The sequence below is a fragment of the bacterium genome (genome assembly GCA_026398675.1).
In the GTDB taxonomy this organism is placed as follows: domain Bacteria; phylum RBG-13-66-14; class RBG-13-66-14; order RBG-13-66-14; family RBG-13-66-14; genus RBG-13-66-14.
The window spans coordinates 1-5,604 of sequence record JAPLSK010000384.1 but is presented as its reverse complement, the minus strand read 5'-3'; the positions used below and the strand labels follow the sequence as shown (position 1 = coordinate 5,604).

Here is a 5,604-nt window from a genome sequence, read left to right as displayed (position 1 = left end):
ATTTTCAAAATCCCCAGGAAGGAGAAGTAGAGGCTCGGAATCTTGTCCATGAAGATGCAGATGCGGTCGCCGGGCGCGAGGCCCTGGTCGGAGAGGAATTTGGCGAAGGCGTTGGAGTGGGCCCGCAGGTCCGCGAAGGTGTAGGAGGCCCGCTTGCCGCCGAAGCCCTCCCACACGAGGGCGGTTTTATCGCCCAGGCCGCGGTCGCAGACCCGGTCGGAGCAGACGGCGCCGATGTTCAACGGCTCGCCCTCGGTCCAGCCCAGCTCGCGCTTGGCGATGTCCCAGGAAAAATTCTTCAGCCTCTCGTCGTAGGAGCCGATGTTACTCATCGAGGTGTCCCTCCTTGGGGCGACTCAAGTATCAATCCTTGCCCTCCAGCACGACCACGGCGGCGGCGGAGTGGCTGTTGTGGGTCAGGGTGAGGTGAATTTTTATAATCCGCAGGGACCGGACCAGCTCGGTGGCCTTCCCGCTGAAGAGGAGTGAGACCGCGCCCGACTCGTCGCGCACCACCTCGACCATCCTCCAGCGCAGACCCTGGGCCAGCCCGGCGCCGAGGGCCTTGAAGGCCGCCTCCTTGGCGGCGAATCGCGCGGCGAAGTGCTCCCAGTACCGCGCCTGGGAGCGGCAGTATTTCACCTCGGTCGGGGTGAAGACCTCCTCGGTGAACTCGAGGCCCCCCTCGTCGTGACCGCGCCGGAAGCGCTCCACCTCGACCAGGTCTACGCCAATGCCTTTGATCAATTTATCCGGGGTTGGAATGTAGCCGGGGAACTATCTTACCGACTGCGCCGCCCCTTGTCCAGTTCCTTCCGCGACGACGTCGGGGGGTGGTAGGGGCGGGGGTTCACACCCGCCCGGTCGGTCATCCACCACCATTCGCCTGAATGTAGGGCGGGGATTCCCATCCCCGCCGCTTTCACGTTCTTTGCCCCGACCCTCACCCCCACCCTCTCCCTAGAAGGGAGAGGGGGTTTGCAGCAACCCTCACACCGGCGCGCGCCCGTTGCGATGACGTAGGGGCCGACCTTCAGGTCGGCCCGTCTTTTTTTACAAGGCAGCCCTCACCCCGCCCGGCTTCAGATGCGGCTCTCCAACGTGATTTTCAGCCCGTCGAAGGGCAGTTCCTCCCGGCACACCCCCCCCGAGCACACCAGCCCCCCGCGCTGGTTACCGTAGTAGAACGTCAGGTCGGGGTCGGGGCCCAGGAGTACCGTGACCTCCCCCGCGAGCCAGTAGTTCCGCGTCTCGTTCAGCCGCGGGTCACCCATCGCATACTGGGCCGACAGCGTGGCGGAGAAGTACTCCGGCCAGTTGTAGGTCAGCGCCCCTTGCGGGTTCTCTTCGTTCCTCTCGGTCTCCGGGTCTCTCCCCGGCACCTCGTGGGTGTCAATGGTCTCGAAGCGGAAGTGCAGTGCCAGGGAGTGGCCGTTTTCGAAGGTGTAGGAGGCCTCGAGGTCGGGCCAGAGCTCGGCGCGCTCGTAGAGGTAGTAGGCGTCGGTGCCGGTGTCGCCGACCTCGTAGCTCTCGTCGTGGAGCCAGACCCCGCCGACGACGTGCCAGGGCCAGGCGTCCCAGCGGACTTCGCCGCCGTACTCGGGCCGCTCCCGCTCACGGTCCGAATCCCACGCGTCGCAGTAGCCGCCCGAGACCGAAAGGCCCATGAACGGGGATACGGTCAGCCGCGCCAGGTATCCTTCCTCGTCAACCCCGACGTGGGTGGATTCCAGCGGCTTGCCGGAGAAGCTCACCTCGGGCGGCGCGTTCCACGGGTTGTAGAAGTGGTCGTAGTTCTTGTACTCGATGAGGAGGGAGTTGCGCCCCAGGTAGCCCACCGCCGAGGCGTAAACGGCACTGCCGGAGTAGGGCACGAAATCGAGGCCGGAGAACTCGTAACCGTCGCTCCGGGCGTACTCGGCGTAGAGGTCGGCGTAGTCCGTGGTGACGGAGAGGTGGGCCGCCGGCATGAAGAGCCGCTTGCGGACGGCCTCCCCGGTGAAGAAGTCGTCGCCCAGGTGCTGGTCCATGGAGACGACGCTCCCGCCCACCTCGATCCAGGGCAGGAAGGGGTTCACGGAAATCTCGAAGCCGCGCACGTCGTCGGTCCGGACGGTGATGGGGTCGGAGTCGTACGAGCCCCGTCCGGCCAGGGCCGTGGCGGAAATCCAGCCCAGGTCCAGCCGCCCGTAGAAGCCCTGGATGAACTTGTCCACGTCCTCGAAAACCGGGTCGTCGTAGAGGTGCAGGGTCAACCCGCGGCCGAAGGTCGTGTAGATCGTCCCGTAGTAACCCTCCGCCTCCTCGCTCCGGTAGCCCGCGTACCACTTGAACAGGTCGGCCTCGTACACCCGCTCCCCGGCGAAGTTGTCGTAGCGCGGCTGCCAGAACCGCAGCGTACCCGCCAGGTAGAAATTCCCCACCCCGAAGGTGGCCGTCAGGTCGTCCTCGAAGCTCTGCAGGCCGTAAATCTTGTCCATCCCGCCGTTGACTAGGGCGTAGTCGTGCAGCCGGTACACGGCGGTATTGGTCACCTGGATCGAGACGCCGGGGTCGGTGTCCAGGCCGATGATGCCCACCGGCGGGACCTCCGGCTCCCCACCCTCGGGGGCGTCTCCCTCCTCCGGCTCCTGGGCCAGGGCGGGGACGACGAGGATGAGGGTGGCAAGGATGGCCGGGATATGCACGGTTGCCGCCTCCTGTCTGGGGTGACGCACGGTTTTCTTTTTCGAGAATGGACGACCGGTCGCGTCGGCGGCCGGTCGCGGGTGTGTAACCGTAAGGGGTTGACCTACTCCAGCCCCAGCGCCTCGCGGATCGCCGTCTCAATCTTGTCCTCGTCGCCGGGCTGGATGCGGCGGAAGGTCTGGTAGATGTTGCCGTCGAGGTCTATGACGACGATGAAGGGGATGCCGGCGTCGCCGCCCTGGTAGGCGGTGAGCGCCGCGGCGTTCTTGTCCAGAACGATGGTGTAGGTGACCCCGACCTCCTTCGCCTTGGCCTTCACGCTGGAGACGTTGCGGGGAAGGTCCTCGGAGATGCCGATGACCTGGAGCCCATCGTCCCCGTACGTCTGCCATATGCTCTCCATGTGGGGCATGACGGCCAGGCAGGGGGCGCAGCCCACGGCCCAGAAGTCGAGGACGACCACTTTTTCGCCGATGTAGGTCGAGAGCTTGACCGCATCGCCGTTCACGTCGTCGAGCTGAAAGAGGGGGGCCTTGCGCAGGGCCTCGGCGCCGACGGCGGTGGCCGCGATCAGGGCGAGGAGCACGGCGATAGTAAGCAGTTTCCGCATGTTCCACCCCTTTTTTACTGGCAAGGGACCTCTTCGAGGGTTCGGAAAGGATAGCCGAACCCGGCGATTTTTTCCAGCCCACGGTCCCGCCCATTATCGGCAAAAGGGGCGGCAGTGTCAACTCCGGCAGGCCGCCTTGACACCACCCGCTCCGGCGAATAGCATAATCCCGCCCTATTCTATGCGGGAAAACATGGGCCGTCCGCGGCGAACCGCCCTTTTCTACATCCCCTACACCGCCGTCGGCGGCAGCCACCACAGCCTCCTGGGCTTCATCGAGGGGCTCCCCCCAGGCTGGCGGCCGGTGGTCGTGTACAACGAAGAGAATCCCGCGTTCAGGAAGCTCTACGAGGGCCGCGGGGTGGAGTGCCGTCGGCTGGAGGCTCCGGGGATTCTCCACGTCCGCGGTCTCCGGCGGCCCTGGCGCCTGGCGCGGGACCTTTATAGAACCGTGCGGGGCCTGCGGCGGATTATCAAAAAGGAGCGGGCCGCGCTCCTCTACGGCGAATCCTTCATCGGGCGGCTGCTGGCCGGGCTCGCCGTCGTGGGGCTGCCCACCGCGGCGCTGGGCTACATCCGCATGTGCCGCGATGCGGGGCTCGCGGACCGGCTGGCCTACGCCCTGGCGGACGCCTACGTGGTCATCTCGGAAACGGTCCTGCGGGCGGCGGTGCCCTGGGCGCTCCTGCGGCCGCACAAGCTCTTCAAAATATTCAACGGCGTGCGGCTGGATAGATTCCGACCGGGCCCCCCGGACGCCGGGCTGAAAAAACGCCTCGGGCTGAACGGCCATCCCACCATCGGCTACTACGGCCGCTTCGCCCCGTTCAAGTGCCCCGACACGCTCCTGGAATCGGTGGCCCTCCTGCGCGGACGCGGACATACACAAGTGCGCCTGTTGCTGGTCGGGGAGCCCCAGGAGGACGCCTACCCCGGCTTCGCGTCGAAGTTGGAGGCAATCATCGCGCGGGAGGGGCTCGGCGGGGCCGTGGTGCGCGCCGGTTTCGTCGCTGACGTGCGGGATTACGTCCGGGCGGCGGACATCGTCGCCGTGCCCAGCGACCTGGAGCCCTTCGGCCGGGCGGTCATCGAGGCGATGGCGCTCGAGCGGCCCGTGGTGGGCGGGAACAACGGGGGGATACCGGAAATAGCGACCGACGGCGTGGACGCGCTCCTGGTGCCGCCTCGGGACCCCGTCGCCCTGGCCGACGCCCTCGAACGGCTCCTCGACGACCCGGCGCTGGCGGGGAGGCTGGCCGAGGCCGGCCGGCGGACGGTGGAGCGGCGCTTCGACATGCGCCGCAACCAGGAAAAGCTGCGGGCGCTGGTGGAGCTCCTGGTCCGGCGCCGGGCGGGTTATTCGGCGTAGCGCGGGTCGGGTCGAGGGTCGCCTTTGAAAAAAGCGGCGGGGATGGGAATCCCCGCCCTACGTCATCGCAAATGCGGGGGCGTGGGTCGGCGGCCGTCCCCCCTCTCCCTTTTAGGGAGAGGGTTGGGGTGAGGGTCGAGGTTTGGTTCGTGAAAGCGGCGGGGATTAAAATCCCCGCCCTACATTTAGGAATGAACCTCGTGGGGGTTGACCGACCGGTCGGCCCGCGTCCGCATACCCCCGGCGGCCTTCTGTTAAAATCTACCGGACGCACGTTTTTAAAAAATGCCCCAATCCAGCCCCAGCGCCGCTTACATCGCCATGGAAGGCGTCCGCCTGAGCCGACCGATCGGCCTGGGCGGGCCCTTCGTCCGCCAAAAACGGGTCGAGATTTTCCGGGGCCTGGACCTGGAGCTGCCGCGCCGGGGGCTCGTCCCGGTAACCGGCGGCCCGGGCGCCGGGAAGTCGAGCCTCCTGCTTCTCTTATCCGGCGCCCTGCGGCCCGACGCGGGACGGATTATCGTGGACGGGATCGAGCCCTGGCGGCTGTCGGGTCGGAAGCGGCGGCGGGCCTTCGCCCAAAACCTCTACCTGGGCCAGAACCCGGCGCTGTGGCACCTGGCCGAGCGGGCGGGGGAGCTGGGCGAGGCGGCGCTGGCGCGGGCCGAGACGCTCGTCGGAAAAATCGCCGACGATGCGCCCCTGGCCGGCATGGACCGCTGGCGGAGGCTGGCGCTGGCCCTGGGGGCGCGGGCGGCGCTGGAGCAGGCGGCCCTCCTCCTGGACGACCCCTTCGCCGGTCTGGGGCCCTCCGAGAGGGAGCCGCTGATTTCCTGGATTGCCGGCGAGGCGTCGGCGCGGCTGGTGGTCGTGGCCGATCCGGGGAGGGGATTTTTGGAGGGCGCGGCGGAGAGGGTGGTGGAGCTTTAATCCCGCC

At 67.3% G+C, this 5,604-nt stretch carries 6 protein-coding genes; 2 read left to right on the top strand and 4 right to left on the bottom strand.

What is annotated here, in order from left to right:
• From NTW26_11510 to NTW26_11495, 4 genes are all read right to left on the bottom strand, one after another.
• Positions 1–332 (bottom strand): AMP-binding protein (locus NTW26_11510; GenBank protein MCX7022873.1); only part of this gene is annotated, 332 nt, incomplete at its 3' end.
• Positions 333–363: 31 nt separating this feature from the next.
• Positions 364–747, bottom strand: coding sequence for a holo-ACP synthase (gene acpS, locus NTW26_11505; GenBank protein MCX7022872.1), 384 nt, complete (start codon positions 745–747; stop codon positions 364–366).
• Positions 748–1,082: 335 nt separating this feature from the next.
• On the bottom strand, positions 1,083–2,687 hold the full coding sequence (locus NTW26_11500; protein ID MCX7022871.1) for a DUF6029 family protein: 1,605 nt from the start codon (positions 2,685–2,687) through the stop codon (positions 1,083–1,085).
• Positions 2,688–2,791: 104 nt separating this feature from the next.
• The gene (locus NTW26_11495; GenBank protein ID MCX7022870.1) at positions 2,792–3,298 is read right to left on the bottom strand and encodes a TlpA disulfide reductase family protein; all 507 of its coding nucleotides are present in this window, start codon (positions 3,296–3,298) and stop codon (positions 2,792–2,794) included.
• Positions 3,299–3,491: 193 nt separating this feature from the next.
• Between NTW26_11495 and NTW26_11490 the strand changes: the two genes are divergently transcribed.
• Entirely contained in the window at positions 3,492–4,667 is a 1,176-nt protein-coding gene (locus NTW26_11490) for a glycosyltransferase (GenBank protein MCX7022869.1), read from the top strand.
• A 285-nt stretch (positions 4,668–4,952) separates the two neighbouring features.
• Complete coding sequence (locus NTW26_11485) at positions 4,953–5,597, top strand: ATP-binding cassette domain-containing protein (protein MCX7022868.1); 645 nt, start codon at positions 4,953–4,955, stop codon at positions 5,595–5,597.
• Positions 5,598–5,604 lie beyond the last annotated feature (7 nt).

Bases quoted from the DNA above. Each gene is read 5' to 3' on its own strand.
- NTW26_11490 (MCX7022869.1), top strand. From the start codon at position 3,492: ATGGGCCGTCCGCGGCGAACCGCCCTTTTCTACATCCCCTACACCGCC.
- NTW26_11495 (MCX7022870.1), bottom strand. From the start codon at position 3,298: ATGCGGAAACTGCTTACTATCGCCGTGCTCCTCGCCCTGATCGCGGCC.
- NTW26_11485 (MCX7022868.1), top strand. From the start codon at position 4,953: ATGCCCCAATCCAGCCCCAGCGCCGCTTACATCGCCATGGAAGGCGTC.